General features: G+C 65.9%; 1 protein-coding gene. It reads right to left on the bottom strand.

Annotation, left to right across the window (positions count from 1 at the left end; genetic code table 11):
• Positions 1–134: 134 nt before the first annotated feature.
• Positions 135–1,636: sodium:solute symporter family transporter (locus VBE63_RS28910; RefSeq protein WP_323686429.1), on the bottom strand; the 1,502-nt coding region annotated here is incomplete at its 5' end.

Below are 1,636 nucleotides of genomic sequence, written 5' to 3'. Positions count from 1 at the left end.
CCCGGTTGGCTTCGACCGGCCCTGGCGGCGCTGTTGGTGGCAATGCCCCAATATTGGTTTCTTTGACCCGATGCCGTCTCGATCTGTCTGCAGGTGCGCATCCTGCGCGTCCTATCGACGATCGTCGAGACTGCTCACCACCACCAGAGCACGACTGCGGCTGCCAGCAACGTCAACCCGAACGCCATGTAGCGATAGTTCGCATACCAGGGCGTGCCGGCCAGCTCTTGGCTCTCCTGTCGCCACAGTGCCGGTCGCCAGGTGCAGCGCTGCACCTTGTCCGGGTCCGGCGGTGCGGTCGCCAGGCTCACGGTCACCAAGATCAAGGCACTCAGCGCGAACATGATCCCGGCCGCATAGAGGTATTGGAGCGGTAGCCAGTCGAGCAGCTCGTTGGTGGCCCAGCCGAGGATACCCAGTGGCACGCCGATGAGTAGCGTTGCCAGCGCACCGGCGGCATTGGCCCGCGGCCAGAAGATGCCGATGATGAACACGGCCGTCACCGGCGGCGTGAGATAGGACATGAACGACTGCAGATACTGCCAGAGGGTCGGAAACTGCAGCACGATCGGGGACCACAGGATCGCCGCGATCATGAAGCCGACGGTTGACCAACGGCCCCAGCGGGCCAGCCCCTGGTCACTTGTCTGTGGGCGGAAGGTGCGCACGAAGTCCATCGTGAACAGGGTCGCCGACGAGTTGAAGATCGCCTCCAGGCTGGACAGGATCGCGGCGACGAAGGCAGCTAGCAGCAGGCCGCGTAGACCCACCGGCAGCAGGTCCACGACCATGGTCGGGAACACCAAGTCCGGGCGCTCGAGGTCCGGATAGAGGCCGACGGCCAGCACCCCGGGCATGACCAGGATAAACAGGTTCGGCAGCTTCAGCAGTCCGGCGAACAGGGCGCCCCAGCGGCCGTGATCCAGGTTGTGGGCGCCCAGTGCGCGCTGCACGACGAACTGATTGGTGCACCAGAAGTAGATGCCGATGACGAGCACACCGGTGAAGATGCCGGGCCAGGGCAGCAGCTCATCGTCGGCAGGCCGGATCAGGTGCAGCGCATCGGGAGGCGCCGCCTGGACGACCGCATCCCAGGATGGCACCGCCTGCCAGGCCAGCACCAGCACCAGGGTGCCGCCGATCATGATCATGGCGGCCTGCAGCGCATCGTTGATGACCACGGCACTGAGACCGCCAAAGAAGATATAGACCCCGGCGATCAGCGCGCCAGCCGCGAGCAGCGGCCACATCGGCACCGACGGGAACAGGGCCTGGCCGACCATGGCGCCCGCATAGAGCGATGCCGGGGCATCGATCAGCGTCACGGCAACCAGCAAGAAGCCGGAGAACGCCAGCCGCGGCTCGCGGCCGAAGCGGGCCTCGAGGAACTGCGGCGCTGTGTAGATGCGCGCGCGCAGATACAGCGGCAGCAGGAACAGCACGAACAGCACCAGAATCACCGCCGGCAGCCATTCGTAGTGATAGACAGCGATACCGTCGTTGTAGCCGCTGCCGGGCAGGCCGACGAAGCTGCCACCGCTCATGTTGGCGACATAGAAGGACAGCCCGATGATCGGCCAGCGCAGCGCCCGACCGCCGAGGAAGTAGCCTTCGGCGCCCTTGCGGGCGGTGCGGG

It is taken from the genome of Lamprobacter sp., assembly GCF_034860625.1.
In the GTDB taxonomy this organism is placed as follows: domain Bacteria; phylum Pseudomonadota; class Gammaproteobacteria; order Chromatiales; family Chromatiaceae; genus Lamprobacter.
Note: the sequence above shows the minus strand (reverse complement) of the source record. Positions and strands in the feature narration are given on the sequence as shown.